At 69.9% G+C, this 26,036-nt stretch carries 32 protein-coding genes and 2 pseudogenes; 14 read left to right on the top strand and 20 right to left on the bottom strand.

Annotated elements, in window-relative coordinates; translation table 11 throughout:
* Positions 1-71: 71 nt before the first annotated feature.
* The 3 genes from ACFYXM_RS11400 to ACFYXM_RS11390 all read right to left on the bottom strand — a co-directional run bounded on the left by ACFYXM_RS11400 (position 72) and on the right by ACFYXM_RS11390 (position 2,950).
* Positions 72-530, bottom strand: a complete 459-nt coding sequence (locus tag ACFYXM_RS11400; RefSeq protein ID WP_389288764.1) for a hypothetical protein — start codon at positions 528-530, stop codon at positions 72-74.
* Positions 531-764: 234 nt separating this feature from the next.
* Positions 765-2,465 (bottom strand): tyrosine-type recombinase/integrase, encoded by a 1,701-nt coding sequence (locus ACFYXM_RS11395; protein ID WP_389288763.1) that lies wholly within the window; start codon positions 2,463-2,465, stop codon positions 765-767.
* A 194-nt stretch (positions 2,466-2,659) separates the two neighbouring features.
* Complete coding sequence (locus tag ACFYXM_RS11390; protein ID WP_389288762.1) at positions 2,660-2,950, bottom strand: hypothetical protein; 291 nt, start codon at positions 2,948-2,950, stop codon at positions 2,660-2,662.
* A gap of 116 nt (positions 2,951-3,066) precedes the next feature.
* On the opposite strand from ACFYXM_RS11390, the gene ACFYXM_RS11385 reads away from it, so the two are divergent.
* The 7 genes from ACFYXM_RS11385 (at position 3,067) to ACFYXM_RS11355 (ending at position 9,660) form a co-directional block, all read left to right on the top strand.
* Positions 3,067-3,594: a hypothetical protein gene (locus tag ACFYXM_RS11385; protein ID WP_389288761.1), complete on the top strand. Its 528-nt coding sequence runs from the start codon at positions 3,067-3,069 to the stop codon at positions 3,592-3,594.
* Positions 3,594-5,306 (top strand): hypothetical protein, encoded by a 1,713-nt coding sequence (locus tag ACFYXM_RS11380; RefSeq protein ID WP_389288759.1) that lies wholly within the window; start codon positions 3,594-3,596, stop codon positions 5,304-5,306. The genes ACFYXM_RS11385 and ACFYXM_RS11380 overlap by 1 nt, the downstream gene beginning before the upstream one ends.
* The gene (locus ACFYXM_RS11375) at positions 5,303-6,592 is read left to right on the top strand and encodes a helicase-related protein (protein WP_389288758.1); all 1,290 of its coding nucleotides are present in this window, start codon (positions 5,303-5,305) and stop codon (positions 6,590-6,592) included. The genes ACFYXM_RS11380 and ACFYXM_RS11375 overlap by 4 nt, the downstream gene beginning before the upstream one ends.
* A 114-nt stretch (positions 6,593-6,706) precedes the next feature.
* Positions 6,707-8,038, top strand: coding sequence for a DUF3440 domain-containing protein (locus ACFYXM_RS11370; RefSeq protein ID WP_389288757.1), 1,332 nt, complete (start codon positions 6,707-6,709; stop codon positions 8,036-8,038).
* Positions 8,035-9,174, top strand: coding sequence for a ParB N-terminal domain-containing protein (locus ACFYXM_RS11365; protein WP_389288756.1), 1,140 nt, complete (start codon positions 8,035-8,037; stop codon positions 9,172-9,174). Before ACFYXM_RS11370 ends, ACFYXM_RS11365 begins: the two co-directional genes overlap by 4 nt.
* Positions 9,167-9,469, top strand: a complete 303-nt coding sequence (locus ACFYXM_RS11360; protein WP_389288755.1) for a hypothetical protein — start codon at positions 9,167-9,169, stop codon at positions 9,467-9,469. The genes ACFYXM_RS11365 and ACFYXM_RS11360 overlap by 8 nt, the downstream gene beginning before the upstream one ends.
* Positions 9,466-9,660: a hypothetical protein gene (locus ACFYXM_RS11355; protein ID WP_389288754.1), complete on the top strand. Its 195-nt coding sequence runs from the start codon at positions 9,466-9,468 to the stop codon at positions 9,658-9,660. The genes ACFYXM_RS11360 and ACFYXM_RS11355 overlap by 4 nt, the downstream gene beginning before the upstream one ends.
* Positions 9,661-9,848: 188 nt before the next feature.
* On the opposite strand, the gene ACFYXM_RS11350 is transcribed toward ACFYXM_RS11355, so the two are convergent.
* On the bottom strand, positions 9,849-10,070 hold the full coding sequence (locus tag ACFYXM_RS11350) for a hypothetical protein (RefSeq protein WP_389288753.1): 222 nt from the start codon (positions 10,068-10,070) through the stop codon (positions 9,849-9,851).
* 39 nt (positions 10,071-10,109) lie between these two features.
* On the opposite strand from ACFYXM_RS11350, the gene ACFYXM_RS11345 reads away from it, so the two are divergent.
* The 3 genes from ACFYXM_RS11345 to ACFYXM_RS11335 all read left to right on the top strand — a co-directional run bounded on the left by ACFYXM_RS11345 (position 10,110) and on the right by ACFYXM_RS11335 (position 11,719).
* Positions 10,110-10,571, top strand: coding sequence for a hypothetical protein (locus ACFYXM_RS11345; RefSeq protein WP_389288751.1), 462 nt, complete (start codon positions 10,110-10,112; stop codon positions 10,569-10,571).
* 250 nt (positions 10,572-10,821) lie between these two features.
* Complete coding sequence (locus ACFYXM_RS11340) at positions 10,822-11,214, top strand: DUF3307 domain-containing protein (protein WP_389288750.1); 393 nt, start codon at positions 10,822-10,824, stop codon at positions 11,212-11,214.
* A 64-nt stretch (positions 11,215-11,278) separates the two neighbouring features.
* Positions 11,279-11,719, top strand: coding sequence for a hypothetical protein (locus tag ACFYXM_RS11335; RefSeq protein ID WP_389288749.1), 441 nt, complete (start codon positions 11,279-11,281; stop codon positions 11,717-11,719).
* 712 nt (positions 11,720-12,431) lie between these two features.
* On the opposite strand, the pseudogene ACFYXM_RS11330 reads toward ACFYXM_RS11335, so the two are convergent.
* Positions 12,432-12,539, bottom strand: a pseudogene (locus tag ACFYXM_RS11330) (repressor LexA); the annotation flags it as partial.
* Between the two features lie 381 nt (positions 12,540-12,920).
* Here ACFYXM_RS11330 and ACFYXM_RS11325 point away from each other — a divergent pair.
* Positions 12,921-13,841: a recombinase family protein gene (locus tag ACFYXM_RS11325; RefSeq protein ID WP_389288748.1), complete on the top strand. Its 921-nt coding sequence runs from the start codon at positions 12,921-12,923 to the stop codon at positions 13,839-13,841.
* Between the two features lie 81 nt (positions 13,842-13,922).
* Here the strand turns inward: ACFYXM_RS11325 and ACFYXM_RS11320 are convergent, their stop codons facing one another.
* Positions 13,923-14,399, bottom strand: coding sequence for a hypothetical protein (locus ACFYXM_RS11320; protein WP_389288747.1), 477 nt, complete (start codon positions 14,397-14,399; stop codon positions 13,923-13,925).
* Between the two features lie 146 nt (positions 14,400-14,545).
* On the opposite strand from ACFYXM_RS11320, the gene ACFYXM_RS11315 reads away from it, so the two are divergent.
* Positions 14,546-14,908 carry a hypothetical protein gene (locus tag ACFYXM_RS11315; RefSeq protein WP_389288746.1) on the top strand — a complete coding sequence of 121 codons (363 nt, stop codon included), beginning with the start codon at positions 14,546-14,548 and terminating at the stop codon, positions 14,906-14,908.
* Between the two features lie 437 nt (positions 14,909-15,345).
* Here ACFYXM_RS11315 and ACFYXM_RS11310 read toward each other — a convergent pair whose 3' ends face one another.
* The 5 genes from ACFYXM_RS11310 to ACFYXM_RS11290 all read right to left on the bottom strand — a co-directional run bounded on the left by ACFYXM_RS11310 (position 15,346) and on the right by ACFYXM_RS11290 (position 18,154).
* Positions 15,346-15,729 (bottom strand): hypothetical protein, encoded by a 384-nt coding sequence (locus tag ACFYXM_RS11310; protein WP_389288745.1) that lies wholly within the window; start codon positions 15,727-15,729, stop codon positions 15,346-15,348.
* A 12-nt stretch (positions 15,730-15,741) separates the two neighbouring features.
* A complete protein-coding gene (locus tag ACFYXM_RS11305) occupies positions 15,742-16,158 on the bottom strand; it encodes a hypothetical protein (protein ID WP_389288744.1) in 417 nt (138 codons plus the stop codon).
* Between the two features lie 125 nt (positions 16,159-16,283).
* Positions 16,284-16,442, bottom strand: coding sequence for a hypothetical protein (locus ACFYXM_RS11300; protein ID WP_389288743.1), 159 nt, complete (start codon positions 16,440-16,442; stop codon positions 16,284-16,286).
* Between the two features lie 510 nt (positions 16,443-16,952).
* Positions 16,953-17,246 carry a hypothetical protein gene (locus ACFYXM_RS11295; RefSeq protein ID WP_389288742.1) on the bottom strand — a complete coding sequence of 98 codons (294 nt, stop codon included), beginning with the start codon at positions 17,244-17,246 and terminating at the stop codon, positions 16,953-16,955.
* Between the two features lie 98 nt (positions 17,247-17,344).
* Positions 17,345-18,154, bottom strand: coding sequence for a toxin glutamine deamidase domain-containing protein (locus ACFYXM_RS11290; protein WP_389288741.1), 810 nt, complete (start codon positions 18,152-18,154; stop codon positions 17,345-17,347).
* Between the two features lie 183 nt (positions 18,155-18,337).
* Here ACFYXM_RS11290 and ACFYXM_RS11285 point away from each other — a divergent pair.
* Positions 18,338-18,754 (top strand): annotated as a pseudogene (locus ACFYXM_RS11285) (recombinase family protein); the annotation flags it as partial.
* A gap of 7 nt (positions 18,755-18,761) precedes the next feature.
* Here ACFYXM_RS11285 and ACFYXM_RS11280 read toward each other — a convergent pair.
* Positions 18,762-19,346, bottom strand: a complete 585-nt coding sequence (locus ACFYXM_RS11280) for a tyrosine-type recombinase/integrase (protein ID WP_389288740.1) — start codon at positions 19,344-19,346, stop codon at positions 18,762-18,764.
* A gap of 15 nt (positions 19,347-19,361) precedes the next feature.
* Here ACFYXM_RS11280 and ACFYXM_RS11275 point away from each other — a divergent pair, with 15 nt between their 5' ends.
* Positions 19,362-19,652 (top strand): hypothetical protein, encoded by a 291-nt coding sequence (locus ACFYXM_RS11275; protein WP_389288738.1) that lies wholly within the window; start codon positions 19,362-19,364, stop codon positions 19,650-19,652.
* 95 nt (positions 19,653-19,747) lie between these two features.
* On the opposite strand, the gene ACFYXM_RS11270 is transcribed toward ACFYXM_RS11275, so the two are convergent.
* From ACFYXM_RS11270 to ACFYXM_RS11235, 8 genes are all read right to left on the bottom strand, one after another.
* Complete coding sequence (locus ACFYXM_RS11270; protein ID WP_389288736.1) at positions 19,748-20,359, bottom strand: hypothetical protein; 612 nt, start codon at positions 20,357-20,359, stop codon at positions 19,748-19,750.
* Positions 20,356-20,874 carry an AAA family ATPase gene (locus ACFYXM_RS11265; RefSeq protein ID WP_389288735.1) on the bottom strand — a complete coding sequence of 173 codons (519 nt, stop codon included), beginning with the start codon at positions 20,872-20,874 and terminating at the stop codon, positions 20,356-20,358. The genes ACFYXM_RS11270 and ACFYXM_RS11265 overlap by 4 nt, the downstream gene beginning before the upstream one ends.
* 320 nt (positions 20,875-21,194) lie before the next feature.
* Positions 21,195-22,037 (bottom strand): hypothetical protein, encoded by an 843-nt coding sequence (locus tag ACFYXM_RS11260; protein ID WP_389288733.1) that lies wholly within the window; start codon positions 22,035-22,037, stop codon positions 21,195-21,197.
* Between the two features lie 200 nt (positions 22,038-22,237).
* Entirely contained in the window at positions 22,238-22,720 is a 483-nt protein-coding gene (locus tag ACFYXM_RS11255; RefSeq protein ID WP_389288732.1) for a hypothetical protein, read from the bottom strand.
* A gap of 64 nt (positions 22,721-22,784) precedes the next feature.
* Positions 22,785-22,982, bottom strand: coding sequence for a hypothetical protein (locus tag ACFYXM_RS11250; protein ID WP_389288730.1), 198 nt, complete (start codon positions 22,980-22,982; stop codon positions 22,785-22,787).
* A gap of 226 nt (positions 22,983-23,208) precedes the next feature.
* Complete coding sequence (locus ACFYXM_RS11245) at positions 23,209-24,306, bottom strand: tyrosine-type recombinase/integrase (protein ID WP_389288728.1); 1,098 nt, start codon at positions 24,304-24,306, stop codon at positions 23,209-23,211.
* Positions 24,303-25,052, bottom strand: coding sequence for a hypothetical protein (locus tag ACFYXM_RS11240; protein ID WP_389288727.1), 750 nt, complete (start codon positions 25,050-25,052; stop codon positions 24,303-24,305). The genes ACFYXM_RS11245 and ACFYXM_RS11240 overlap by 4 nt, the downstream gene beginning before the upstream one ends.
* Positions 25,049-25,999 (bottom strand): hypothetical protein, encoded by a 951-nt coding sequence (locus ACFYXM_RS11235; protein WP_389288726.1) that lies wholly within the window; start codon positions 25,997-25,999, stop codon positions 25,049-25,051. Before ACFYXM_RS11235 ends, ACFYXM_RS11240 begins: the two co-directional genes overlap by 4 nt.
* Positions 26,000-26,036: the final 37 nt, after the last annotated feature.

The raw sequence follows: 26,036 nt of genomic DNA, 5'->3' as shown, positions 1-26,036 counted from the left end.
CACCAGGCCCGCAGGATCGGGATCCGACCGGGCCGCTCTCCCCGGTGCAGTTCGGTCGTGCCGCCCCGTGGTCACCGACGCGACTGGTCCTCGCCGTCGAGCTGATCGTCGAGGCGGACAGTCAGGTCGGGCCAGTGCTCGGACCACCGCGCCAGATCGCCCGCGGTCAACGACCACCGCGAACGCAGGGCTTCGTCCGGCAGGAAGCGGACGCAGGTCCCCGTGGTCCCGTCGGCTTCGACGGGCTGCAGATCGGTCACCGGGACGCCGTGCTCATAGCGCTGGCTCCAGGATCTGTTGAGGCGGCGGTTGGTATGAATCAGCCACTCGCTGAGCGCTGCGACGACGGACATGCCGCGACGCGGATGTCCGTCCGGAAGCCGCTCCGCCTCCGGGAGGTCGAAGAACCGAAGATCCTTCGTGGCCATGACCGGCTTCTTCACCACCCGGCCATGCTCGTCGACCCGAGTGTCGGTGCCCCGGCCGTCGTCCTTCACCGACACCGAGCCGTCGGTATGCAGCGTGACCACACACCGTCCGCCGCCCCGGCTCGCTGCCTCGTCAGCGGCGTAGGCAACGATCTCAAGAACAAGGTGTTCTGGCCCGCCCGGAGCGAACTCTGCGGATCCCTGTCGGATCTGGCCGAGATGGTCCGCGTCCACGATGCCAGCCCAATCGTGCGTGGTGTTGACCCAAGAGGCCCTTGATCCGTCCATCCGACAAGTATCCGTCGGGCTCTCGTTCAGGCTGCCGGAACGAACCGCTCAGCAGTGATCGTCAGGGCCGGGCTCGGCGCTCTCTCCGAGATCGGCGAGGAGGCCGCGGATTCGGTCGGCGATGGCGTTGTGCCGCTCGACCTCGCGGGGCCAGCCTCGTTCGACGGCATCCCGGGCGAGCTGCTGTTCACGGGCGAGCCGGGACCGCAGGCGCGGTGCGTACTCGCTCGTGGTGAGGAACTTCGAACAGCGGAGGTAGAGGTCGCACTCGCAAGGCCCCTCGGCGGGTGCCCGCAGGCAGTGGCCGAGTTCGAGTTCCGTCTTGAAGAAGTTGGTCTTGAGCCAGTTCAGAGTGTCCTCGCCGATCCGCCTGGTCAGCACTTCCTCGGCGGCCGGGCCCGCGATCCGTCCGCCGGCGGCGATGACCTTCTCGTACTGCTCCTTCAGGACGGGGTCACTGATGTGGGAGTAGGTGGCCGACATCTGCGCGTTGCGGTGCCCGAGAATCGCCATGATCGTCTGAATCTGGGCTCCGCCTTCGGCGAGCTGGGTGCCGACCGTGTGGCGAAACCGGTGGGCGGTCACGGTGGGATTGCCGTCGCCGTCGACGAGCCCGGCCTTGCGGCAGGCGATCTCCAAGGCGTCCGCATAAAGGAAGTGACGGCCCATGGGCTTGCCCCGTCGCATGAACACGTAGCGGACCGGGCGCTGGGCCCATGCGTCGTGGCGGGCCGCGGCGTTCGCGGCCTTGGCCGCGTCGATCAACTCACGCAGGGCGTCCGCAGCCTGGGGGTGCAGGGGAACCATGCGCTCGGTGTAGGTCTTGCCGACCGGGATCCGCAGCCGCGGATAGCCGTCGGGGTAGGCGTCCAGGCAGTCCAGGGTCAGCCGTGCGATTTCCCCGCGCCGGGCACCGCTCCAGCGCAGCAGGAGCAGAGCCGCTCGTTGGTGCGCATCTTCGAGTCCCTCGACCGCTTCCATGAGGCGGTCCAGCTCGGCCCGGGGGATGAACCGCAGCAGCGCGGAGGGGAGTTTGGGCATGTCTGAGCGGCCGAGGAGTGGTCGGCCCGGGACGTCGCTCCAGCCCCACTGGCTGGTCTCGCGGAAGAACTGCAGCAGCGGGCTGAGGTAGGTGTAGCGGGACCGTGCCGTCAGCGGCCGTCCGGTGCGGGCGTTGATGTGTTCGCGCAGGTGGGCCATGAAGCCCTCGACGTGCCGACGCTCCAGCTGGGTCATTGCGTCAATGTCGGGGTGGGCCTGGGCAAGCCAGCACAGGAAGTAGCGGAAGGCGTCGCGTGAGTGGCGGACCGACTCCGCGCGGTCGCTGGTCTGCAACCGTCCCGACAGCCAGCGCGTCACCGGAGCGGCGAGCGCCGGCGGTGTCTCGGGAGGGGTGAGTTCGGTTCGCCAGAGTTCGGCGGTCTTCAGGCCGTGGAACGGCGGCTCGGGGACCTGTCCGATGTTGAACAGCAGCACATGGACGCCGTGCAGCCTGGTCAGGCATGCCTTCTGGTAGATCTCGGCGAGCTGGTCCATGGGCATGCGGCGGCGTGCGTTGGAGACATGGCTGGCCCGCACAAACCCGGCTTCCGGCCGGGCGCAGTAGTGCTTGATCTCTTCGGCGAATGCGGTGAGGTCGTCGAGCCGGATCGCGCGCAGATCGGGGTCGCCGCGCATCAGGAGAAGGCGGGTGAAGGTCCAGGTGAGGACGGACCGGCCGCTGACAGGCGCATAGCCGAGCTGGAGCATGCGGGCCGAGAGCGAATCGAGCAGATCCAGGTCGAGTCCGAGGCCGGCGGCGACCTTGGGGGCGAACAGGCTGTCGAAGTTGCAGGACCACGCCCTCGCCGATCGCGCTCATTGTGCGTCTCCTCGTCTCGTACGGGTGCACGCGGCCGCCGTTCGGGTCCGGCCTGCGGGCGGTGTGCCGCCGGGGTCACTTTCTACGTCCAGCCCTTGGGGCCGGGCCGGTTCGTGCGGTTGGTGAAGTAGTCCTTGAGCCGGTCGTCGAGGGGGATTTGCCAGTAGGCGCCCACGCGGTGCCATTCGGTGCGGGGGACGGGCCAGTCCGGGTCGGTGTCGGCGAGCTGCATGACGCGCTGGCGGGTCATCGACGTGGCCCAGCCGTTCCTGACGACGATTCGCGCGAGGTCGGTGGGGGTGACGCATGCAGCTGGTGGCGGGGTGTCGGGGGAGGTCTGGGGGTTGGGCGGGGGCTTGGGGTCTGCGCTCATGGGGACGACTATAGGCAATCTCTTGCGGTAACGAAATGGAGCCGCTAGATTCTCTTTCGCTATCGCAAGAGATTGTGGCGCTCAGAGGGTGCTGCGACCGGAGAAAAGGGAGTCCCATGCTGCGGATGTACGGCTTCGACGGGGGGACGCCGACCCACCGCGCGTACCGCGCGATCACCAAGGCCGCCCCGGAGATCCTGAGGACCGGGGGCGAGCGCCTCGACCTGACGGCTCTTCCGCGCTGGACGGAGTACCGCGCACCCCGCCCGGCCCGCGGGGACGCCTGGTACGACCTGCTGTGGACGGACCCGGCCGACCGGGAAGCGGACGAGTTCGACGACGGACGCGGCCGCACGGCGGAGCTCCTGCGCAGGCGGGCCGTCGCCCCGGCCGGTCACCTGCCCATGCCCCCGGTGATTCCGGTCGAGACCCGGCTCGCCGGGGCCACCCCGGTCACGCTCGACGGGATGAGCGTGGGGCACGTCACCCTGCTGGGCGGGCCGGAGCGGGCGCTGGAGGTGCTGCGGCGCCGCCGGCGGCTCGCCGTGAAGGGCGACCGGAGCACCGACATCTACGACTGGGACGCCTGGGGCCGCAACGCCGTCGCCGTGATCAGCGGCCTGACGATGCCGAAGGAGTGGTGATGGCGCGCTACCGGATCAGCCGCTCCTGCGGCCACGTGGAGACGGTCGAGCTCTTCGGGAGCCGCCGCGAGCGCGACCGGCGCGCCGAGTGGGAGGAGGAGCGTCCGTGTCGCGCGTGCTGGCAGGAGGAGCGGGACCGCGAGCGTGAGGAGGAGCGCCGGGCCGCCGTCGAGGCCGCCGGGCGGGAGGGGCTGCCCGAGCTCCAGGGCAGTCCCAAGCAGGTCGCCTGGGCCGAGACCATCCGCCACGAACTCCTCTCGCAGCTGAAGAAGTACGTCGACGGCCTCCAGCGGGACCGGGCGCGGCACGGCGGCGGCACGGCCCCGGACGGGGCCGTGCCCGCCACGGAGGGGAACATGCAGCGTGCTGCGGGCCGGGCGGCCGAGGTGGCTGAGGTGGCGGAGGCCGGGCGGACGGCGCTGGCGGCGTTGCGGGAGGTGAGTACGGCCCGCTGGTTCATCGACAACCGCCACGCCTCGGTGGCCAGGCTGGTGGCGCTCGCCAGGAGAGGGGAACTCGCCCCGCGCACCCCGGAGCAGGAGGCCGCGGGGTTCGACCCGAACGGGTACAACACCTTCACGCTTCCCAGGGAAGAGGTCAGGATCGACCGGGACGGGGACGCCGTCGTGACGCTCCGGGGCTCGCGGTGGGAGGGCTGCGCCTTCACTCATCCCGCAGCCCTGACCACCGTGCACGACGGGCACACCGGCACCACCGGTGCGGGCGCCGGCACGGAACAGACCGCCGGCGCCGGGATGGTGGAGTTGCGGTTCCACGGCGAGTGGAGCTTCGCGGTGTCCGACGGGCGGCGGGTGAGGCGTGTGGCGGCGCAGGAGATGCACGCCGACCGCACCACCGGCCGCCGCGAGGGGCCCGGCCCCCGGCACTACCTGCTCCCCGCCCCCTGGCGGCAGGAGGCGTGGAACGAGATCGACGTCCCCGAAGCCGACGTCGAGGACGAGGCTTTCAACATCTTCGGGGAGCGCCTGGCCGGCTACGTGCGGGTGACGCTGCGGTGCTCCCGGTGGGAGGGGCTGTATCTGCACCACCGTCGGAGGATGGTGGTGCGGCACCGGCCCGGGTACGTGACGCTGCTGGTCCCGGCTGACGTGCCGCAGCTGCGGCTGCACGGAGGTGCCGGCGAGACCGTGGTGCAGGCCGCGGAGCTCGCCGAGGACCGGGCCCGTCCTCTGGACCGGCCGGGGGAGTCGCTGGCCGTGCCGCAGGAGCGGTGGCACCGGGTGGTCTTCGACCCCTCCCGGGTCCGGCGGGTGAAGGACGCGAGCATGTGCCGCTTCGGCTGGGAGACGCAGGACCCGAAGGCGGTCGTCTTCCACCGGTGGACGATGTGCCGCACTCTCCAGGACGGCGCGGTCGTCTGGCACTTCCCCGACCGCTGGGAGTTCAGGCTCCGCCTCCCCGAGGGCGGCACGCGGCCCCTGTCCGCCACGGAATTCGTGGCGGCCACCGCTTCCTGGGCCGACACCGAGCCCGCCCCCGGGACCCACCGGCGTGTCCCCGAACCGCTCGACCCGGTCGTGGCGGAGATCGACGCCGAGCTCCTCGACGACGACCTCGGCATCCCCGAGGAGTGGGACATCGACGACGCCGACCGGGAACCCGGTGACGATCAGTCCGGCCCCGACGGCACCGGCATCACCGGCGCGGCAGGGCACGCGGCGGACGAGCAGGAGAGGACCGCGGACCGGTGACGGGGGAAGCGGGCGGCGCGCCCGGGCTGCCGGGGCTGACGATCGAACAGACCGGCGCCCTGCGCCGCTTCGCCCGGCTGAAGGCGGGCGCGGTCTTCATGGAGCAGGGCATGGGCAAGTCCCGGGTCGCGGTCGAGCTGGCCAATCACCGGGCCCGCGCCGGACGGGTCGACGCGGTGCTGTGGGCGGCGCCCTACTCCGTGCTGTCCACCGTCCAGAACGAGGTCGAGCGCTGGGGCTGCGACGTGCCCGTGCGCTACCTGGGCTACCAGACCCTCTCCCAGTCCGACCGCGTCTACCTCGAAACCCTCGCGTGGGCCAAGACGACTCAGAAGCTGCTGATCGTCGCCGACGAGTCGAGCTTCATCAAGAACGGCTGGTCGAAGCGGCATCAGCGGATGCTCGAACTGCGTCGGCACGCCGCGTACGCCCTCGCGCTCAACGGCACGCCCCTGACGCGCGACCTGTGGGACGTCAAACGGCAGATGGACTGGCTCCACCCCAAGATCCTCGACACGAGCGACCGGCAGTTCAGCTACCGGTACTTCACCCTGATCGAGCGCTCCGACCCCCATCGCGGCCGCCGCGCCTGGTACGAGGTCTACGAACCGAACGTGGCGCACCTGCGCGGTCTCATGGAGCGCTACATCTTCGAGGCGCGTCTGGACATCGGCCTGCCCGAGGCCGAACTGGAGATCTCCCACGAGGCCGGAGCCGCCGCCCGCGCGGCGTACGAGACCGAGCGCGACGAGTTCTTCGCGGCCTGGGAGCGGTACGGCGAGGAGATCGCGCTGTACCGCATGCTCGGGAACCTCAAGCGCATCGCCGCCTGCTGCCCCGTCAAGTGCGCCTCCATTGCCGAACGGGTCGACGGCCGGCACACGATCGTCTTCTGCCAGTACCGCGACGAGCAGAACGCGATCGCCGCCGCCCTCAGGGGCGACCACCTCGTCATGTCCGGCGACGCGCCCGACCGCGAGCGCGAGAAGATCTTCGCCCGCTTCCGCGCCGAGCGCCTGCCGCTCCTGGTCACCTACGGCACTGGCAGCTTCGGTCTGAATCTCCAGCACGTCAGCTCGGCGCATTTCGCTTCGCTGCCCTTCGACTTCGGGCAGGTCGAGCAGGCCCGCAGCCGGATTAGGCGCCTGGGCCAGAAGAATCCTCTCGTGTACACCACGCACACCTCCGACCTGGGCATCGACGCCCTCGTCGCCCGCAACTTGCGCAACAAGGAGTGGCTCGCGCAGCTGGTGCGCCGGGAGATCGACCCGTCCGGAGTCCTGTAGACACCACGCCGTATCCCAAAATGGGATACAGTTGGAGGTGCGAGGCCCCCGGCCCGGGGAGGCCTTGCACCTCACGGCTCCTGCGCACGCAGTCCGAGAAGGGAGGAAGTTCTCGTGAAGAGCAAGGACGTGGACGTCTGGGAGATGACCCAGCGGCGACTGAAGATCATCTTCCGGGACTTCGACAACGTCGCGGTCGCGTTCTCCGGCGGCAAGGACTCCGGCGTGATGCTCAACACCACCCTCGCCTACATGCGCGAGCACGGCATCACCCAGAAGATCACCGTGGTCCACTTCGACTACGAGGCCCAGTACCAGGCCACCACCGACTACGTCACCGAGGTCATGACCTCGAACCCGGACCTCGTCGACCCCGTCTGGATCTGCCTGCCGATGGCCGTGATCAGCGAAGTGTCGATGTATCAGAGCCACTGGAAACCGTGGGACCCGGAACTGAAGGACGCCTGGGTCCGCCCCCTGCCCGACGCCCCCGGCGTCATCCACACAGGGAACGTCCCCGAGGACTTCCCGGAATACGACGGCGTGTGGGACTACACGCTCCAGGAACAGGTCTCCCGGTGGCTGCACCGCCGCTCCGGCGCCGCGCGCACCGCCGTCCTCGTCGGGATCCGCACCCAGGAGTCCCACCACCGGCAGGCGGCGATCCACCGCCAGGACAAGCACGCCATGTGGCAGTCCTACCCGTGGACCACCCGGATCAGCGACGGCGTCTACAACGCCTACCCGATCCACGACTGGAACGTCGAGGACATCTGGACCGCGAACGGCGACCACCAGTGGTCCTACAACGAGCTGTACGACCTCTTCCACCTCGTCGGCGTCCCCCTCAGCGACATGCGCGTGGCAAGCCCCTTCCGCGGCGAGGGACAGGAATCCCTCAAGCTCTACCGGGAGATCGAGCCGGACACCTGGGGCCGCCTCGTCGGCCGGGTCAACGGCGCCAACTTCACCGCCATCTACGGCGGCACCGGCGCCATGGGCGCCAAGAAGGTCAAACTCCCCGAGGGGCACACCTGGAAGTCCTACGCGGTCTTCCTCTGGAAGACCCTCCCCGAGGAACGCCGGAAGGAGATGCTCCCGAAGATCCGCACCACCATGCGGTACTGGACCGTCACCGGCGGCGCTTTGAGCGCCGGCACCGTGGCGAACCTGCGGGAGAACCCGCCCGAGGACGCCGAGGTCGAATTCCTGGGCCCGCCCACCGACAACCGGAAACGGAAGACGCCCATGGAGGTCGTCCGGTTCTCCCGCTACCCCGACGACCTCTCCGGCCGGGGGCCGGCGGCGGAGATCCCGGACTGGAGGCGCATGGCCATCTGCTTCCTCCGCAACGACTGGCAGCTCAAGGGCATGGGCTACGGCCAGACCAAACTGCGGCACACCCAGAGGGTGCAGGCCCTGGAGAAGCTGAAGGAGACCCTGTGACGGCCGCCCGCACGAAGAAGGAGCAGGCGCAGCAGCCGTTCCGCAGCCCCGTCTACGACGTGCGACCGGTCCCGCTGGACCAGGTCCAGGCGAACAACTACAACCCGAATGTGGTCGCGCCTCCGGAGCTGACGGGCCTGGAGAACTCGATGTGGGTGGACGGCATCACCCAGCCCGTCGTCACCGTCCACGACGACGCCACCGGCATCTACGAAATCGTCGACGGCTACCACCGCTGGCGCACCGTGCGGGAATCCTCCCGCCTCCGCGAGCGGGAGAAGGACATGCTCCCCGTCGTCGTCCTCCACGGCAAGGACGCGGACGAGCTCAGGGCCTCCACCGTGCGCCACAACCAGGCACGCGGCGAGCACGACGACGAGCTGATGTCACGCCTGGTCGCCATGCTCATCGACTCCGGCATGACGCCCAAGTGGACCATGCGGCAGCTGGGCATGGAGCCCGACGAATTCCGTCGGCTCCTGCAGATGACCGGAGCCGCGCGGTACTTCTTCGGCACCGGCGCCGTGGACATCGAACCCCCCGCCCGCACCCCCCACTGGCAGGAGGAGCCGGGACCCGACACCCCCGTGCAGCAGGTTCTCCCGCTGCACACGCCCCGCGCGAGCGCGCCTTCGGACAGCCCCGTCTACCGGGTCCAGGCCGTCCCGATGACCAAGATCCGCGCCAACAACTACAACCCCAACCAGATGACCGCAGCCAGGCGCCGGCTTCTGCGGACCTCGGTGTGGCAGGACGGCTTCACCCAGCCCGTCGTCGCCCACTACCTCCCCGACGAGGACATCTACGAGATCGTCGACGGCTACCACCGCTACCTCACGATGCGCGACACCCCCCGCATCCGCAGGCGTGAGGACGACCTGCTGCCCGTCGTCGCCCTCGAAGGCGACCTGCCCCACATGATGAGCTCCACCGTCCGCCACAACCGCTTCCGCGGCACCCACAGCATCCTCCTCACCCGGGACCTGGTCCGCGCCATCACCCGCAGCAAGTCCGACGCCTGGGTGATGAAGAACATCGGCGTCGGAGCCGAACAACTGCTGCGGCTCAAGGACGACAGGCCCCTGGCCTCCGCCTACGCCGGCCGCGGCTACAGCGAAGGACACCCCGATGCCTGAGAGCCCCGTCACCCTCCGCCTCGACGAGCGCGCTCTCGCCCTCATCGACCACTCCGGGAACCGCTCCGGAGCGCTCCGGGCAGTCCTCGAACAGATCGCCCGCAGTGACCTCCCCGACCACCGCCGCCCGGTCCTCAAGCAGATCTCGGCAAGGCTCCCGCACGACCTCGTCCGCCGGGCCCGCGACCGAGCCGCCGCCCACGGCATCGACCTGGCCGAAGCCGTCGAAGCCGTCGTCCTCGGCGCCACCCCCCACCCCGACCTCGACCTCACTCACCGGAGGGACCCCAGATGACCGCTCGGACCGTGAACTTCCTCGGCGGCCCCCTCGACGGGCACGAACTCGACACCACCGACTGGCCCATCGACGACATCACCACCGGCGTCTACCACGTCGTCCACGGCTGGGAAGCCCGCGCCGAGTACACCCCCGACCCCGACGGCGACCCGCACCGCTGGCACTACCGCGGCCCCGTCTGGGACTGACCAACCCGCGGAGCCCGGCGGAACGACTGAGTGGTCGGGTCGCCGCTTTCCCCTCGGCCCGGCCCCCCGACTTCCCCCCGCTGATCCCGGCCCCGGCAACGGGCGGCAGCCGGTGACCGGCGGCCCGTCCGCCCATGACGAAGGCCTCCAGGACACGTTCCCGGAGGCCTTCGTCATGGGCGGGGCGGTCAGTCGGCCTTGACCACGTACACCGTGTCCAGGAACGGCTTGTCGGCCGGGCCCTTCGGGTAGTCCAGGACGGTGATGTCCTGGTGGGTGCACCCGCCGTCGCGGTGCAGCGCCGGGCTCGCCGACGAACGCCTCGGCCACGCCCTCGACGACCTGCGGCGCAGGGAACGCGGCCAGGTGGTCGTCCGGGGCGGTGGCGGGGGCGTCGTGGTTTCGGTCATACGGGTGACCGTAGCGGCCCGGCCCCGTAGGGTCGTGGGATGAGCCAGAGGAACGTTCTCGGGACCGTGTACGACGGCATCCCCGGCCCCGCCACCGCCATTCCGACCGGGTTCCCGACTACGGAAGGGTCGCTGGTGATGGCCATCGTCCTGTCCGTCGACGAGTCCGCGGACCGCGACGAGGTGAACACGTTCGTGGAGCGGCACCACTTCGTGACGCGGGACGAGACGTCCCGGGCGGCCGACTCTCAGGCGCGGTGGACCAGGGAGCGCGACGGCCGGGTGTCGGTGACGTTCCTCGCGGACGACGGGGTGTCGTCGCTGCTCATCCCGGCCATGCCCGAGATGGACCGCTGGGCGGCCCTGGCCCGTACGTCCGGGGGCACGGTGTCCGTGATGATGACGTACGGCGTCCCGGCGGACATGGACGTGTTGCGCCGTCACCTGGGCCCCCAGGGCGGCCCGTACTGGCATCTGTCCGTGGGGTGCGTGCCGGTGTAGACCCGGCTGCAGAACGGACGAGGGCCCTCGGGGACGCGCTCCCCCGGGGGCCTCGTCGTGCCCGGTGATCGACGTCACCGGCGGTGTGCCCAGGTCTGGGCAGAGGCCGGCGGCCGTTCGCGGAACAGTGAGAGCCACGTCACGCCCCGTGTGCTCCTCGGGAGCGGACGCGGCCGTACGGCCGCGGAACAGTGAGGACCGGCCCGGCCGGCGCCTTCACCAACACCCCTTTTTGACCTGGAGGTCAGCCATGTTCGCGTCTGTTTTCGTGCTGCTCTACGTCGCGCACATGCTTTCGGACTACCCCTTGCAGACGGACAAAATCGCAGATCACAAGGCCGACCGGACCGTGGCCGGGTGGGCGTACAACGTCCTCCACGCCGGGACCCACGCCGCGGTGTCCGCGGTCGCGCTCGGCGCCGGCGACGTCGTCCTGGACCTGGCGCTGAGTCCCTGGGCGATCGCCGCGGTGGTGGCCTGGGTCGGGTGCTCCCACGGCTTCATTGACCGCCGGTGGGCGATCGTCTGGTGGATGGAGCACACCGGCCAGCGGGAGTACGCGAAGGCCGGCGGCGCGGCCACCGTCGACCAGGCCGCCCACTTCGGAGCCTTGGTGATCGCCGCCCTCGTCGCCGCCGCCTGACCGTACGAGGGGTACCGCCCGGAACCGGTCCGCCGGCCCGGGCGGCGCCGCTACGCTGTCGGCCATGACGCAACAGGAAGCCGCCTTCGACGACTCCGCCGTGGAGCGGCCCGGCGCGGCCCGGATGATCGAACAGGCGCTGACCGCGATCGGCGTCGACCCCCACGGGGGCGGCGCCCTGGAGTCCCCCGCGATCGCGGCCGGGCGCCTTCTGGCTGCCGCCGAAATCCTCGCCCGGACACTGACGTCCGTTCCGGACGACCCGGACGGCCACCAGAGCACGGACGACGTGATGCACGGCTGGTACGGGACGGTGGTCGCGTTCAGTGCGGGGATGCCCGAGAACACGTCGTCCGCCTTGCGCGGCGCGCTCCTCGAGGACCGGCTACGCCGCTCCGCGAACCAGGCCGACGTCACAGGGGAAGAAGCGGATCAGCTCGGGTCCGCGCTGAACATCGCCGCGGCGGAGACCCGGCGGCTTCGCACGAAGGGCGGCGTCCTCTGACGGACCCGACAAACCGCCAGATGAACGTAGTTGCAGCTACAGCCGTCGTCGGTGCATGAAGCAGCGCCAGGGCACATGTATGGATCCCGCCCGGGCACCGGACGCGGCAGACGCTCCCCCGGGGAAAGAGTCTTCAGGTAGGCACGGTAAACCGGGTTCTCCCGCGTCGGGCAGCCCTCCGGACACGGACCGGACAGCCACAGGTCATGCCCTGGGATCGGGTCAGTCACTTCGCAGCGGGGAGCGATCCACGGGTCCCAGACGGCGCGGTTGTACGCACTGCGCTCGCGCCGCACGGCCTTGGCAGCATCGGTGTACGACTCGCCGGTGTGATCACCGCGGCGGCGTACGAGGCTTTTACGGGCGTGATCAGCAGGCATGGTGGCTCCGTAGGCGTTCAGAAGGCCTGGATGCGCTGGTGCAGAGCACCTTTCCGCAGCGCGTCAGCCGGGCCGACAACGCGGGCCTGCGCCCGGCCCGCCCCACGAGACTCTGGAGCGGGCCGGGCGTAGCAGCCTCCGGGAGCCGCGTCAGGCGGCGCCACCCGCACCGGGCAACGCAGGGCCCAGGGGCCCTGGTGCCTCTGCAGGATGGCGAACTGCCGGAGGGGTAGGCGCGTTGCGCCGCCGGGGATCGCCTTGGACGACAGACTTCGCGCCGTGCCGTTGAGGAAGAGGAGCGGTAGCGCGTGCCCCAGTCGGACAGGAGGGAGTCACAGGGACCGCATCACGGCAACGACCTTGCCCAGGATCACCCCGTCGTCTCCCAGCCTGATCGGTTTGTGGGCCAGGTTGCACGGCATCAACCACGCTCCGTCGTCCGCGATACGGAGCGTCGAAGAAGACGGCCCAGCGCGCCTCCAGCCGTGAGCGGAAGCGGTATCCCTGGTAAGAGGTCTCTTTTGCTTTCACCATGGGGGCTTCTCTACCAGGCAATTCCAAGGGCAGGCGCGGGGAACGGCCATTGCTGGTTCTCGCCGCACGCCTGCGTTGCTTCGGTGCGGAGCCGGCGGCAAGGCGCGGGCCTCCCAGGTCGGCTGCCTGTCGTCAAACGAAAGAATGAAGACAGGAACGGCGGGCGTCCAATGAACCCGGACTTTCCGGGGCCTCGCAGCGCCGCGAATCCAATCGGATCCGATGGCGGATGAAGACAGGGTTTGCTGACAGCTAGGGTCAATGCGACCACCACAACGGGGAGCGGCATGGCCAACCTGGTCTACAAGCGGGTGTCGACCGACCAGCAGTCGACCGACCGTCAGAACCTCGTCCTTCACGAGGCCGGGATCGAGGACCCGGTGACGTTCGAGGAAGAGGGCGGCACCTCCAGCCGCCTCCACCCTTTGGAACGGCCGAAGTTCAGCGAGCTGCTCACGTACGCGCGGCCTGGCGACACCGTGCACATCTCCGAGATGTTCCGCCTCGTGCGCGGCACCGGGCACATCCTCGACGTGCTCGACGTCCTCCACCGCGACCGCCTCGCCCTGCGCATCCACGACGGCGCGTTCTCCGCCATGGACCTCACCGCCCGCCACCCCCGCACCGGCGAACTGCTGTCCACCGTGAAGTTCATGGTGCAGACCCTCGCCGCCGCCGGCGAACTCCAACGCGACCTCCAGCGCGAGCTGACGTACGACGGGCTGCGGGCCGCGGAGGCGAAGGGCAACAAGGGCGGGCGCCGCCCCGCAGTCCCCGCCGACAGGACCGACGCCGTGCGCACCGCGTACCTGGAAGGCCGGTCCATCGCCGCCCTCGCCCGCGACCACGGCGTCAGCCGCGGCGCCATCCGCACCGCCGTCGCCGACCTCCTGCCCGAGCACACGGCCGCCGACCCGGGCGCCCCGGCCCCGGGGCTGCCGGTCACCCTCGACATGCCGGGCAAGGTCGCCGACTTCCTCCGTGCCGCCGAACTGGACGACGCCGAGCGGGCCGCGCTCGACCAGGGCGTGACCGTACGACGCGGCCAGGGCTACACCCTGCGCGTCAGCGCCACGCCCGCAGTCCACCGCGAACTCCTCGCCCGCTGCCAGCCCCTCGACGGCAACCCGGCAATCCCGGCACAGCGCAAGGCCCGGCGGGAGTACGAGAGCCGCGTCAGCTCCCTCGTGGCCGATGCTCGGCGGTAAAGGACCGTCACACGCTTCGGCCATCCGTGATCAAGTGCTTAGCGTTACTGGTTGTCCCGTTGGTCCAAGCGCCCATGCCGGTCACGTACGGGCGAGCGTCGCTTCCTCCGCCGCGTAGACGGCCAGGCGTCGCGCGACGTCCTCGGTGAGGGCCCCGCGGTCCACTGCAACCTGCTGGGCGGAGGTGAGCCGGGTGCCGACCGGTACCACGGTCTCCGCCGCGCGTAGCGGCAGCTCGTCGAGCCGCACCAGATACTGGAGCCGGGCCCCGGCCACCACGGCGTCGGGCCGGGGAACTACCGCCCCCTCGATGAGCTGGTGGGCCTGGTCGAGCACGCGGTCCTCCGAGTCGACCCCGTCACAGAACCACCCGCCGGCGAACGGGTTCCAGAAGAGCACGTGTGTGCCGCTCAGGCCGATGCAGAGCGCCACTTCCGGGTCGGTCACGTACCGGTCCGGCCAGGTGAACCCGCTCGTAGATCCGGCATCCGGGCCGAGTCGGGCCACTACCGCACGCAGGTAGGCGAGGGCAGGCCCGTCAGGCAAGAGGTCATTCATGTCCCCATCGTGCCGAGCAGGAGCACCCGCAAGCCTCGGACACGCCGCCCCGGCGATCCCAGCACAACGCAAAGCCCGCCGCGAGTACGAGAACCGAGTCAACGCCCTCGTGGCCGACACCCTGCACTGAGCGCGATCCTGGAGGCATGGCCCGCCGCCGGTACTGCTACGTCTACGGCGCCGTGCTCCCGAAGAACGCGACACGGCGGCGTCTGTACTGCGGCCCGGCCTGCCGGGCCCAGGCATACCGGGACCGGCAGACCACCGAGCGGATCGGAGCGCTCGGCCGACTGTTCCTGAAGGCCGTGGCCACCGACGACAGGCGCCTGCTGCGACGGCTGACGTGTCCCGTGTGCGGACACATGACCTACGCGGCTGGGTCCCGCCGCCGGGACGCCCGTTACTGTTCCGCGCGCTGCCGAGACCGCGCATACCGGCGCCGGCACCGCCAGTACGGTGACGTGAAGGCGTCGGAAAACCGACGCGTACCGACGGGTACGACGCGCTGACGTCACGTAACGCCCAAGGACTTCGCGGACCGTCCCAGGTCAGCGATGGCACTGGAACCTACCGGCGGGTTATGTGCCCGGACTCCTGTCCACGTCGCCGCGAGCGACCCGGCAGCCCGGCGCCGCGACTGACTGCGGTCACGCTGTCCGCCCTGTAGCTGACTCAGTCGTAAGGCTGGCTCTCGTGGCGCAGACACGGACGGCACAGACCGTACGGAGGGTTGGGGTCGTTGGTGCGCGCCCCGCAGGCCCAGCAATGCCCGTGGTCGCACGCGGTGCACGAGTCGGGACACTCGTCAGGATCGGGTTTCCCGATCAACGGGTTCCGGGTGTCTCGGCCGTCTCGCTCCACGGCACCAGTCTGCGACGGCCTGCGGCCACGCGCACGGCCCCCGCCGCCCCAGTCGCCACTCACGACGGCCACCGGCAGAGCCGAGCTACAGCAGTTCGGCGTACGCCCCGCCATTGAGGACCCCGAACTCGATCCGGCAGGGGAACACCGACGGGTGACCGGCTTGCCGGTGGGCGAGGTGCATCGCCACCAGTGCGCTCGCCCACTCCCGCAGCGACTCCGGGAGCCGGTAGACCTTCGCGTCGGTGCACCGCACGTACGCCGGCTCCGCCCCCGTGACCAGGCCCGCCCCGTCGACGCCGACAGCCGCAACGTCCAGGACCAGGCCCGTCTCATACTCGGAGGCGATGACCGGCAGCTCCAGCACTTCGGCCGCCGCGATGGCCCGCCTGTGCTCCGCCGCCTCTTCCGCGGTGACGACCGTGTCGGGGATGCCGGGGCCCTCGCGTCGCGGCTTGTTCTTCTTCATCCGCCCCACCGTCTACGCTCCCGGCCGCTCGCCGAGCAGCACCGCCAGGCCCAGCTCCCCGTCCGAGGCGGCCATCACCGTGTCGATGGTGCCCTTCGCCAGTTCATCGGCGACGGCGAGCACCTTCTTGTTCAGCTCCCTCAGCTCGGCGAGCTGCTCGTTGAGGGTCTGGAGCTTCGCCCGCCGCGACGAACTCAGGTCCGTCAGCTGCCCCCACTTCTCCGCCTGCTCCTCGAACAGGGTCAGGTCGCCGGCCTGCTCGGTGTAGACCCGCCTGATCCGCGCCACGTCGCTGTCGGCCAGGACGTGCGGCTTGGTGCGGGCCTCCTCCAGAGTCTCCAGGTGCTCCCGCACGTCGACCGCCCACCGACGGGTGTGGTCGATGAAGAACTCCAGCTTGCTGATGGGGTGCCAGATCCGCTCGGGCATCGCGCGGTCCCTCTCGTACGACTACATGCCCGGCGACCCTAGCCCCAGCCGACAGCCCACCGCCGAGCTTCTGCGTAAAGGTCCCACGATCGGGCATCTGACCTGCTACGCAACCAAGATCAATCTCACCGATACTGGCTGTTCCGCTGGTCCCCACGGCCGTGGACGACGACGAGGACCGCGACGCCGGCTGGTCCGTCGACGGCGACGACCAGGACCTGTGACGCGTGATCCTTGGCCACCACCACGCCAAGAGCGGCGCGCGCCTGGCCAGCCCGGCCCATGGTTCGCGGACACCTTCGGTGCGGGATGGTGTGGCGGCAGTCGGTCGGCGCGCCAGAGGGCTCCCCGACTGTCGGTGGCCTGTGGAATCCTGCCTACCGACCAGCGCAACCAACAGGGCCGCGGCCATCTGGGGCACAGGCGCCGTCGCCTCGCAAGTGTGGAAGTCGGTCTGGCAGCGGTACACCGACGAGCTCGGCGGGCCCGGTGCGTGTCTGTCCGGCCGTACGGGGAGCGGTGGGCGTCGGTCATCACGATCACCGATGACGGCCCTGTTCTCGTATAGCTGATCGGCTGTCACGAATCCACCAGCAGATCCTGAATGATGCTTGGCATGGAGCGTTCCGTAATCGGAGGCATCGCGGTCTGACCGCAACCAATAAGCTGCTGACCTGCGCTGATGGCCCATCGGATGCGACCGGGGAGCGCTCACCCGCACTGGCCCACACTCAGGAACGGGGAAGGCCGCCCCGCTGGTGGGCGGGGCGGCCTTCGAAACGGCACCGGGCTACTCAGGCGAACGTGGGGTGGGGGTTCGACTTCGTTCGAATGGTGGGGTCGGTGGCGACCTGAAAGGACGGGATCGAGTCCAGGCGGCCGTCGGTCTTGTAGACGACGGTTACGCCACCCGGCACAGAGAACGACGCATCTCCGTCCACGAGGAACTCCCGCGCACCGACCTCGAAGACGTACATGTCGTCGTTCTCGACAATGTTGCGGTCATCCAGGCAGAAAGTGCCGAGCTTCCACTGCGGCTGAAGCGTGCTACGAACCAGGTCGCGGGCATTCTCGTACGTGATAGCCATACTGAGATCCAATCATTGCCAGTATTCTTCGTCAGGCAGCATCAGTTAAGCGGATGCCTGGAGCAGTTGGCGAGTGTCGGCGAATTTGCGGTGGGCGTTCAGGAGTTGGCCGGCCGGATGGCCAGAAGGATGGCGGGGCTCTCCTGGGGCGGGCTGGGTTTGTCATCGATGCGCAAGTAACCGCACATCTTGCTCAGCGCGAAGTAGTGTGATGCATCCGTCACGTGAGGTGTCGGCTGTCCATCGACGAACCGAACTCGGCCACCCACGTTCTCCACGTTGAACACGTGGGCGCCGCCACTCTTCCAGGCAACATAAACGATGCCACGTGAGCCGGGTTCACTGAATGCCGCTTCCACGGCAGACTTTCCATGGTCCAGTCCAGGCTCCACGTAGTGGTATTTCCCTCCCCATGTCGCTTCCATTACAAAGTTGGGGAAGCCGGTTTTCGGGCCGGCCTGAACGTCCATACCCCGCCGTCGGAGCTCGTAGGCCTGGACAACATTGGAGCAATTTTCCGTGTAGTCGTGATTACCAGGCTCGTACTTAGGATTGACCCTTTCAAGGGCTACCTCAATCAGCCGATTCGTTTCCTCGACCCGGATCCTTCTCTTCGTGGCTTCCGCTACCTGTTGAGCGGCACGCTGCATATCCAGCTTTGCTTTCAGCGCCCATTCCGCTGCTGCGTCGCTATCGCCTGACAATGCCGCTACGCGACCCATATCGGCAGCAGCACGAGCTTTCAGGTAGGTCGCGTAGGCGTCGGAATGAACGTCGATTTCGTTCTGGGATATGGCCTTCTCGAGGGTGCGAGCAGCTGCAGACTTGGTGACTGCGTACCGCGCCCGTCGTACGGCAGGTCCGCTTCCTCGGCAGCGCCGCCCCCCCTCGGCGAGTGATTTGCACATCAGCCGTTCCTTCCGTCGTCCGATACTGCTGCGACGGCTCGGATCTTGTCTTCGGAAGCGGACAGGTGGCTGGCGGACGGGGCCAAAGTAGAGCGGGTGTGGCAGAACTGGAGCAGCAGAAATGGGACTACGGAGCGGCGTCGGGTCTGAGCGAGCACGAAGGGCTGCCAGGGCAGAAGGACCGTGGCAAACTGGGCGGCCTTGGGACCCCTGAAGCTTCCCCGAGCCGCCTGGCTTGGGGATCTTCCGCTCACGTACCGGCAGCGGGCGAAATTCACCCGTCTTGAGTACGCGGCGAAGGTCCTGGCCGAGGCTGGGATCGAGGACCCGATCTTCTTCGAGGAGGACCCGGGCACCTCCAGCCGCCTCCACCCTTTGGAACGGCCGAAGTTCAGCGAGCTGCTCACCTACGCGCGGCCTGGCGACACCGTGCACATCTCCGAGATGTTCCGCCTCGTGCGCGGCACCGGGCACATCCTCGACGTGCTCGACGTCCTCCACCGCGACCGCCTCGCCCTGCGCATCCACGACGGCGCGTTCTCCGCCATGGACCTCACCGCCCGCCACCCCCGCACCGGCGAGCTGCTGTCCACCGTGAGGTGGCGGGTCAGTCCGTACGCTGTGCCAGCGCTCCGGCGACGTCGGCCGCGAGGCCGTAGCCGGGGCTGTCGTCGAGGAGTTCCTTGCGCTTGTTGTAGCGCTGGGTGGTGCGGGAGTCCCGGTGGTCGGCCCAGCGCTGCACCTTGTCCGGGCGCGCGTCGGGTTTTGCGAGGGCGTGCGTGATGGCGTCGACCTTGGTGCCGTGCGGGCCGCGCCTGGGGAGTCCGGCGCGCTCGGCGATGGACTGGAGGGTGCGCCAGACGGCCGGTTCGTCGAGCTTTCCGCCGCTGGCGGTGCAGAACAGCCACGCCGACTCGGCGTCGCGGCTGGCGAGGCGGTCGGCGGCGCCCGCTGCCATGCTCGGCACGGGGTCGTGGTGGGGGGCGCTGACGACGTACCAGTCCAGCGGCCAGGACCTGGCCTCGCGCTCCAGCCACTGGGCCGCACTCACTCCGATGTTCGCGGCACCGCGTGTGGTCCCTTTTCCCTTGGGCGGGAGCTGGTCGACGGTGACCGAGGGCAGCAGCGTGGACCACCGCTGGACGCTGACGCTGTAATAAGTCAAGCGTCCGCACGCGGGATTGCTTGACAACTGATGCCTCATCGGGTGGCACCACCACAGCCGGCCGACTCCGACCCGGTCGTGGTGGTCGCCGAGCGCCTGGCCGACGTCGCCGACGTCACGGTCCGGCAGGCGCTCGACGCCGGGCAGACGATCCGACGGGCGCAGGGCTACTCGGTGCGGGTCACCGGGCCGGTCAGCGTGCACCTGGCGATGATCGAGCACTCCGCGACCGCGCTGATGCAGTCGCCCGCCGGCCTCAAGGCCCACAGGGTGCACTCGAACCGGGTCGCCGTGGTCAACATGGCGAACCCTGCGTCTCAGTCTCCGTTCTGAGCGCCGCCGCCGCTGGCTCCCGCAGCCAGCGGCGGCTCCCCGAAGTTCCGGCGTCCTTTCGGTGCTGCCCGATACGGTGATTGGGCAGCATCCGGCTAGACGCGTACCGCCGGTGCCTCCTTCTTCACGATGCCGCGGCGGTCAAGGTCCTGGAGGATCAGGAAAAGCGCCACGGCCGCACCGGCGTCCCGTGCCGCGTGCGCGACCTCGACCAGGAAGATGTGCGACTGGTCGGGCAGCGTGGCCGCGCAGGGCTCGCACCCGTCTTCGAGGTGCTGGGCCAGCTCGGCGGCGCTGTACGTGTGGTGCGCGGTACCGGCCGGGGGCTGCGGGTCAGGCTCGTCTTCCTGGTGCTGCTTAAGCTGGTCGCGGAGTTCGTCGCGTTCGGCCTCGGCCCGGTCGGCGCGCTCGTTGGCGACGTCGTAGGCGGCGCGCGTCGCGGTCGCGGAAAGGTCGGCTGCGGTCACGCGGTCGTGCGCCTCGTCGAAGCGGCCCATCCAATAGCGGACGTCGTCCTTGGCCTTGGCCAGCGCCACCAGGGCCGCGACGAGGTCGTCGGAGAGATCGTCGTACCGGCTGCGGCGGACCAGGCCAAGGGGCGGCCGGTTCGGGACGGCGATGTTGTGCTCGGCGGCGAGGTCGCGAAGTTCCTGCTCGGTCGGCTCGGCGTCACTGCCACGGACGACGGGAGTGGTGTCGGTCGTCATGATGCGTTCTCCTTCGGCGCCTCGGGGGAGGTCTCGTACACCGCGGCGAAGCCCTCCTCCAGCAATACCTGCGCGGTCGCCTCCCGTGCGAGGGACCACTGCCAGACGAGGACGTCGTCTGGCACCTGCCGGGCTCCGGGACGCGACCGGTTGCGGGCACGGCAGGTGTCCAGGCTGGTGCCGAAGCGCAGAGCGATGATGGGGCGCTGGTGCCGACGAGCCCGCTCCACCAACCCCGCCCTGATGTGGCGCTCCACGTTCGTGCTATCCAGGAAAACCCGCCTCCCGGCGGCCAGGAACGTGTCGAGCAGCCGGTTCTGCTGTTCGACGGCCGCCGGGGTGACGGACTGGTCGCCCTCCCCGGTGCCGATCTCGCCGCGCAGGACGTCGAGGCTGATGACGGCGTCGACCGGTGCGGTGAGGGCAGCGGTGGACTTGCCAGAGGCGCCGGGACCGATGGCGACCACTAAGGCGCCGGGCGCCAGACCTCTCAAAAATTCGGTCAGGTTGTTCACGGGTTCTCCTCTCAGAAAGGGGGGTTCGTCGATGGCGAAGGTCGTGCTGCTCGGGGGAGCGGGCTCGTAGGCGGGGTCGGGCGTTTAGGTGTAGCAGAGCGAGTATTCGCCGCGGTCGGCGTCGTACCGCCTGCCGGTTCCGAAGCAACGCAGGCAGTCGCCGGGCCGGCGAGGGCGACCAGGTCGGCGATGACGGCGCGCAGGAGCAGCGCGGTACGCCTGCGGTCGGCGATGTAGTCCGGGTGGAAGGCCTCGGCGTCGCCGCGGATGGCGGCGTACCGGGCGGGGAATCCGTACCAAGAGCAGGATCGTGCGGTACGTCACGGCTGCTTCTTCGTGTTCTCGGGGCGGACGTAGGAGGTCAGGACGAGCCCCTCGCCCTCCTTCTCGTGTTCGAATTCCCAGCGGCCTCCGTCGCCGTCGACGAGGTGGTCGCTGTCGGCGCCCAGGAGAGGCCGGAGCGCTCGGAGCTTGGCGGACATCTCGCGCAGGCATTCCGCGCCGTTCTCCCGCGTCAGCTTGCCCGCGTACCGGTCCAGCGCGGTGAAGGTGATGCGGATGCCCTGGCCGTCGTGGTTGTCGAGGCTGTCGAGCAGGTCCTGGAGCCACTTCTTGCGCTTCTTGGTCTTCGGGCCCTTGAGTTCCCCACGGGAGGCGACGCCCGACTTGACCTGCGCCCATGTCCGCTCGACGTGAGTTGTGCCGTAGTTGACGACGGTCCCGGCCTCCGCGTCGAGCAGGAGCAGGTAGCCCTCGGTGCGGAACATCAGCCGGTACGTGCCACTGTCGGCAGACCGGTCGATCTGCCCGGAGAGTAGGAGGTCTTCCAAGAGGCTCCGGATCTGGGCTTCCGCGTCGGCGAGGGACACGGAGTGCTGCTCGGCGTAGCGCTGAAGGGCGGTGCGCTTGATCGAGACCCCGTCGTATGCCTCGTCGGAATCGATGGGCGGGGCGGTCGGTTTCCAGACCTGCCCGAAGGGAGCCTTCGCAAAGTAGGTCGGCAGGCCCCGCTGGTAGCGGAGATCACCTGCCGACTCCGGGGTGGTGAACCCGCCGCACTTGCCGCACCAGCCGTCGGCGCGGCAAGTGGTGTTCTCGCAGCGGCGGCCCTCGGCGTCGTACCGGCGGCAGATGCCGGTGGGCGGGGTGGGCTTCGGGATCATTGTGTGTTGCCTTTCTGGAGGTATGGGGGCCGGAAGTCTGGCGGTCGGTGGCCTTCACGTCCGTCCCTGCGTGGTCTCGGGCAGCGGTTCCCGGGTGCCGGTCGGCCGGTCCAGGGCCACCCAAGTGCCGTTCGCGCGGTGGTCGGCGTAGGCGTTGGTCTGCTGGCTGCGCTCGCCCCGGGAAGGGCGGGCGCGGTGGGTCAGGTGCCCGCGCCGCCGGGGTACAGCCCCGCAACCCGGGCGGCCCGCCGGGCGGTGTCCACCCGGGCGAAGGCCTTCCGGAAGACGGTCAGGTCCTGACCTGCCATCAGGTAGCCCGTGGGCCGTTTCGAGGCGGGGCGCTCGGTGTCCATGACCTTCTCGACGGGAGACGGGGTGCCCTCCGGCCACCAGCCCTCCCGGACGCCGCGTGTCAACGCGAAGGCCAGGGCGACCGTGGGCCCGTTCAGCTTGCCGACCCGCTCGCGCAGCGTGGCGACCTCGGCGTAGCCGTCCTCGGCCACGACGGTCCGGGTGAACAGTAGGGCGCTGCCGGGCAGGGAGCGCAGGAAGCGCTCGGCGCGGTCGACGGTCCAGCCCGGCTGGACGGGCGGAACGACGGTCAGTTCCGCGCCGTGTTGGGCGGCGAGGACGATCGCCTTCTCGGCGAACTCCTCGGTGGCGCCCTCGATGATGATTCTCATGGGTGGTCCTTCCAGGGGTGGGGCGGCCCGCCGGCGGATGTCCGCCCGGCGGGCCGGGCTCTGGCTAGAGGTCGTCGTAGAGGACCTGCTCGTACTGGTCACACATCGGCTCCCGCGCCTCCGGCGAGTCCGGGTCCATGTTGCAGACGTCCGTGGCCATCGGGTTCTCGCGGAGCGCCACGCCGCCCGTGCCGAGCGGCGTGGCGCAGCAGAAGCAGGCGGCGTCCGTCGTGTGGTTCTTCTCCATCAGGTTCCCTCTCATGTCGTGCGTCGAATGCTTACCCACCTCTGTGCGCTCTGGTTCGAGTATGGGGCCGGCGGGCCCCGCATGCGCAGAGAATTCAGAGATTGGCTGGAACTCTGTACACGATCGGGTGGCGGGGGTGGCACGGTCCGTATCGCCTCGGATAATGTGCGGTATCCAACGCGACAGGGCCCTGACCTGCGGATCTACCGCAGTCCAGGGCCCTGTCGCGTGAGGTGGCGGGTCAGTCCGTACGCTGTGCCAGCGCTCCGGCGACGTCGGCCGCGAGGCTGTAGCCGGGGCTGTCGTCGAGGAGTTCCTTGCGCTTGTTGTAGCGCTGGGTGGTGCGGGAGTCCCGGTGGTCGGCCCAGCGCTGCACCTTGTCCGGGCGCGCGTCGGGTTTTGCGAGGGCGTGCGTGATGGCGTCGACCTTGGTGCCGTGCGGGCCGCGCCTGGGGAGTCCGGCGCGCTCGGCGATGGACTGGAGGGTGCGCCAGACGGCCGGTTCGTCGAGCTTTCCGCCGCTGGCGGTGCAGAACAGCCACGCCGACTCGGCGTCGCGGCTGGCGAGGTAGTCCTGGAGCGCGTCCCACGCGGCCGGCGGGATGGGCTTCTTCGCCCGGCCGCCGCCCTTGACCTTCACCCGCAGCACGTGGTGGCCGCGGTCGTATCCGAGGTGCTCGATACGGGCGTTGAGCAGGGCGTCGATGCGCAGGCAGCAGGTGTAGAGGACCAGGAGCAGGGCGTAGGTGCGTTTGCGGTACGCCGCGACGCGGTGCGCGTCGCGGGCCGTGACCAGCAGTTTCGCCCACTCCTGTTCGGTGTAGCCGGGGGTCGAGGAGAAGTCGGGGTCGATGTAGGGGCGCTGGACGGCGTCGAAGGGGTTCTTCACCCCGTCGTCGCTGACCTTGTCGAGGAAGCGGAAGAAGCTGGAGGCGGCGGACAGGGAGTTCGCCCGGGAGGCGTCCGAGTACGGCTTGCCGGTGCGGGTCATCTCCCCCGGCCGGCCGCCCTTGACCCGCTGCCACTGCGGGGTTGTCTCCAGCCAGAGCCGGAAGCCGTCGGCGAGCGTGAACTTCACGGCCACGGGATGGGTGCCGTGCTCCCGCGCGTACTCCTCGAAGACCCGGAAGCCGCGGGCGTAGGAGCGGCGGGTGTTGTCGGAGCGCTGGTGCGCGATCCAGGAGGCGGCGAGCGTCGGCAGCGGGTCGTCCTCGCCGTACAGCGCCATCAGGTGGTCGTACAGCCTCCGTGCGTGCTCCGGCCACAGGTCGCGCGGGTTCCGTGTGCCGGTCGACAGGGCGCTGGCCACCGGACGCAGAACCGGGGCGGAGCCGGTCACCGGCCCATCCTCCGGGCGTCGGCGTCCAGCGCGCCACGGAGCTGCTCGATGGTGGCAGCGGCCGCATGGTCCATGCTCGCGATGTCGGTCACGGCGATCTCGTCGGCGACGCTGCGTGCGGTGAGGTCCAGGAGCGCGTCGTCGATGCGTGCGACCGCCTCGCGCGTGGCCAGTGCGGCGTACAGGGCGTCCGCCTCGCGGGCCTTCGCCGCGTACGACTCCAGCGCGCTCACGCGCGCTTCCACCCCGCTCAGCGTCCCGGCGAGCCGCGCCTCTCCACGGTCCACGGCGTCGGCTGCGTCCCGGCTCTGCGGCGCGATGGCGTACTGCTCGCGCGCGGTGCGGCTGTACTGCGCCAACGCCTGGCCGATCTCCCACTCGTGGAAGGGCAGCGCGGCACGGTGGCGCTCCCGGTCCAGCACGCCGAGCCGGTGCACCCGGGTCTGCCGGATGGTGTCGATGGCCTGCTGGGCACGGGCGAGCAACGGCCGCACCTCCAGAACCAGTTCACGGGGCGGCACGTACCTGCCGTGCTGGCGGGCCAGGACGTCGGCACGCCGGATCTCCTCTCGCGGGGGGAGGCGGCGCTCCCGCAGCCATGCGCGTGCACGGCTCGGGGCCGCGGGCGGAGGCGTGTCTGTGGTGAACTTCAACCGGTCCGGGCGGGCGGCCAGAATCACACGCCGCTCCTCCTCCGGCACCTGCGGGTGCACCACCACGCGTGGCAGCGGCTGCGAGCTCGTCATGCTTCCTGCTCCATCCGCCGGGCGGCCTCGACCTCGGTGCGCAGGTAGAGGTCCCAGGTGCGGCCCTGGGCGTCCCGGCCCGTCCCGGCGGCCTCGGTCCGGGTGCGCTTGAGGAAGTTTCGCGCGGTGATCTCCGGTTTGCGTGCCTGCGAGCCGAGGACGTCCCGGCCCACCGCGTACTCGGTCAGCAGCGGCGAGGTCACCTCTGCGTACAGGCTCGCCTGGCCGGCGGGCCACTTCTTCTGCGGCGGCTCGGACCAGCGCACCTGGCGGGTTTCGCCCCATCCCCGTTCCCGGTGCGGGGTGATGGTCCAGCCCGCTTCCCGCAGGTGCTTCTCGGCCGCCTCGGTCGACGGCTCGTCCAGCGGTACGTGCAGCAGGAGAGTCCAGCTGTCCAGCTCCGGCGCCTGCGCGTAGCGGCTCACGCGCAGCGACCACCGGCCGTTGTCCTCGATCAGGTAGGCGTGTCGGCCGACCAGGCCGGGCAGCACGGTCATCTCGTCGGCGGAGGGCGGCGCGGTCGACGCCTTCACCGTGCGCTTCTTCGCGGGCTCCGGCAGGGGCGGGTGTCCGGGGTCACCGTCCCCCTTGTGGGGGCAGGCCCGCAGGCGGTCTTCCGGCATGTGCCAGACCCGGCCGCAGAACTTGCACTGCACCCACCACGGCTCGCCCGGCTCGGGGATGTCCTCGATGGCCCGCAGGTTCTTCTCGCTCAGGGTGTACGTGCTCACGGTGCGGCGGAGTTTCTCCCACTCGGCCTCCCGCTTCGCGTGCTTCGCGTGGCTGCACGGGGTCAGCCGGGGGTCGGGGCGCCGCCTCCTCGGCTCACCGCACTCCAGGCACTCCAGGAGCCAGGGCAGGCTGACCTTGCCGGGGTACTCCTCCAGGGCCCGGTATCCGGCGGCCCGGATGCGCTCCAGGGCCACCCCCTCGCTGCTCGCGCTCATGTGTGCGTCTCCTCGTCTCGTACGGGTGCACCCGGCC

This window comes from Streptomyces sp. NPDC002476, assembly GCF_042889785.1.
GTDB lineage: Bacteria > Actinomycetota > Actinomycetes > Streptomycetales > Streptomycetaceae > Streptomyces.
Note: the sequence above shows the minus strand (reverse complement) of the source record. Positions and strands in the feature narration are given on the sequence as shown.

Bases quoted from the DNA above. Each gene is read 5' to 3' on its own strand.
- ACFYXM_RS11390 (WP_389288762.1), bottom strand. From the start codon at position 2,950: ATGAGCGCAGACCCCAAGCCCCCGCCCAACCCCCAGACCTCCCCCGAC.
- ACFYXM_RS11315 (WP_389288746.1), top strand. From the start codon at position 14,546: ATGGCCCGCCGCCGGTACTGCTACGTCTACGGCGCCGTGCTCCCGAAG.
- ACFYXM_RS11350 (WP_389288753.1), bottom strand. From the start codon at position 10,070: ATGACCGAAACCACGACGCCCCCGCCACCGCCCCGGACGACCACCTGG.
- ACFYXM_RS11320 (WP_389288747.1), bottom strand. From the start codon at position 14,399: ATGAATGACCTCTTGCCTGACGGGCCTGCCCTCGCCTACCTGCGTGCG.
- ACFYXM_RS11235 (WP_389288726.1), bottom strand. From the start codon at position 25,999: ATGAGCGCGAGCAGCGAGGGGGTGGCCCTGGAGCGCATCCGGGCCGCC.
- ACFYXM_RS11325 (WP_389288748.1), top strand. From the start codon at position 12,921: ATGGCCAACCTGGTCTACAAGCGGGTGTCGACCGACCAGCAGTCGACC.
- ACFYXM_RS11310 (WP_389288745.1), bottom strand. From the start codon at position 15,729: ATGAAGAAGAACAAGCCGCGACGCGAGGGCCCCGGCATCCCCGACACG.
- ACFYXM_RS11255 (WP_389288732.1), bottom strand. From the start codon at position 22,720: ATGAGAATCATCATCGAGGGCGCCACCGAGGAGTTCGCCGAGAAGGCG.
- ACFYXM_RS11395 (WP_389288763.1), bottom strand. From the start codon at position 2,465: ATGCTCCAGCTCGGCTATGCGCCTGTCAGCGGCCGGTCCGTCCTCACC.
- ACFYXM_RS11340 (WP_389288750.1), top strand. From the start codon at position 10,822: ATGTTCGCGTCTGTTTTCGTGCTGCTCTACGTCGCGCACATGCTTTCG.
- ACFYXM_RS11385 (WP_389288761.1), top strand. From the start codon at position 3,067: ATGCTGCGGATGTACGGCTTCGACGGGGGGACGCCGACCCACCGCGCG.
- ACFYXM_RS11305 (WP_389288744.1), bottom strand. From the start codon at position 16,158: ATGCCCGAGCGGATCTGGCACCCCATCAGCAAGCTGGAGTTCTTCATC.
- ACFYXM_RS11295 (WP_389288742.1), bottom strand. From the start codon at position 17,246: ATGGCTATCACGTACGAGAATGCCCGCGACCTGGTTCGTAGCACGCTT.
- ACFYXM_RS11345 (WP_389288751.1), top strand. From the start codon at position 10,110: ATGAGCCAGAGGAACGTTCTCGGGACCGTGTACGACGGCATCCCCGGC.
- ACFYXM_RS11240 (WP_389288727.1), bottom strand. From the start codon at position 25,052: ATGACGAGCTCGCAGCCGCTGCCACGCGTGGTGGTGCACCCGCAGGTG.
- ACFYXM_RS11300 (WP_389288743.1), bottom strand. From the start codon at position 16,442: ATGGGCCGGGCTGGCCAGGCGCGCGCCGCTCTTGGCGTGGTGGTGGCC.
- ACFYXM_RS11360 (WP_389288755.1), top strand. From the start codon at position 9,167: ATGCCTGAGAGCCCCGTCACCCTCCGCCTCGACGAGCGCGCTCTCGCC.
- ACFYXM_RS11335 (WP_389288749.1), top strand. From the start codon at position 11,279: ATGACGCAACAGGAAGCCGCCTTCGACGACTCCGCCGTGGAGCGGCCC.
- ACFYXM_RS11290 (WP_389288741.1), bottom strand. From the start codon at position 18,154: ATGTGCAAATCACTCGCCGAGGGGGGGCGGCGCTGCCGAGGAAGCGGA.
- ACFYXM_RS11270 (WP_389288736.1), bottom strand. From the start codon at position 20,359: ATGACGACCGACACCACTCCCGTCGTCCGTGGCAGTGACGCCGAGCCG.
- ACFYXM_RS11355 (WP_389288754.1), top strand. From the start codon at position 9,466: ATGACCGCTCGGACCGTGAACTTCCTCGGCGGCCCCCTCGACGGGCAC.
- ACFYXM_RS11380 (WP_389288759.1), top strand. From the start codon at position 3,594: ATGGCGCGCTACCGGATCAGCCGCTCCTGCGGCCACGTGGAGACGGTC.
- ACFYXM_RS11260 (WP_389288733.1), bottom strand. From the start codon at position 22,037: ATGATCCCGAAGCCCACCCCGCCCACCGGCATCTGCCGCCGGTACGAC.
- ACFYXM_RS11250 (WP_389288730.1), bottom strand. From the start codon at position 22,982: ATGAGAGGGAACCTGATGGAGAAGAACCACACGACGGACGCCGCCTGC.